The organism is Pigmentiphaga sp. NML030171 (assembly GCF_002188635.1).
Classification (GTDB): Bacteria; Pseudomonadota; Gammaproteobacteria; order Burkholderiales; family Burkholderiaceae_B; genus Pigmentiphaga; species Pigmentiphaga daeguensis.
In genome coordinates this window covers 1-1,014 of the sequence record NZ_NINX01000049.1, presented here as the reverse complement: position 1 = coordinate 1,014, position 1,014 = coordinate 1, and the positions used below count along the sequence as shown (strand labels likewise).

The window sequence follows — 1,014 nt, the reverse complement described above, 5'->3', positions numbered from 1 at the left end:
TGATCTTGCCGTCCATGTACCAGTCGACGATGGTGGGCACGTCGGTGCGTCCGCGGGCGCCGCCGAAGGCCGAGCCTTTCCATTCCCGGCCGGTGACCAGCTGGAAGGGCCGGGTGGCGATCTCGGCGCCGGCGGCGGCCACGCCGATGATGAAGGACTGGCCCCAGCCCTTGTGGCAGCACTCGAGCGCTTGGCGCATGGTGGTGGTGTTGCCGATGCACTCGAAGCTGTAGTCGGCCCCGCCGTCGGTGAGCTGGACGATGTGGTCGACGACGTTGGCGACGTCCTTGGGGTTGACGAAGTGGGTCATGCCGAACTGGCGGCCCAGGGCCTCGCGCTCGGGATTCAGGTCGATGCCGATGATCTTGTCGGCGCCCACCATCCTGGCGCCCTGGATGACGTTCAGGCCGATGCCGCCCAGCCCGAAGACCACGACGTTGGCGCCGGCCTCGACCTTGGCGCTGAAGACCACGGCGCCCACGCCGGTGGTCACGCCGCAGCCGATGTAGCAGGCCTTGTCGAAGGGAGCGTCCTCGCGGATCTTGGCCACGGCGATCTCGGGCACCACGATGTAGTTCGAGAAGGTCGAGGTGCCCATGTAGTGGTGGATGGGCTTGCCGTCCAGCGAGAAGCGGCTGGTGCCGTCGGGCATCAGGCCCTTGCCCTGGGTGGTGCGGATGGCCTGGCACAGGTTGGTCTTGCGCGACAGGCAGAACTTGCACTGGCGGCACTCGGGCGTGTAGAGCGGGATGACGTGGTCGCCCTTCTTCAGGGTCGAGACGCCGGGCCCGGCATCGACCACGATGCCCGCGCCCTCGTGGCCGAGGATGGCCGGGAACAGGCCCTCGGGGTCGGCGCCCGACAGGGTGTAGTAATCGGTGTGGCAGATGCCGGTGGCCTTGACTTCGATCAGCACCTCGCCGGCGCGCGGACCTTCCAGGTCCACTTCTTCGATGGTCAGGGGCGCGCCTGCCTTCCAGGCGATCGCGGCTTTGGTCTTCATGGGCTGCTCCT

General features: G+C 67.8%; 1 protein-coding gene. It reads right to left on the bottom strand.

The window, feature by feature from the left end; all coding sequences use genetic code 11:
- On the bottom strand, positions 1–1,003 hold a 1,003-nt coding region (locus CDO46_RS24330; protein ID WP_087841153.1), incomplete at its 3' end, for an S-(hydroxymethyl)glutathione dehydrogenase/class III alcohol dehydrogenase.
- Between the last annotated feature and the right edge of the window lie 11 nt (positions 1,004–1,014).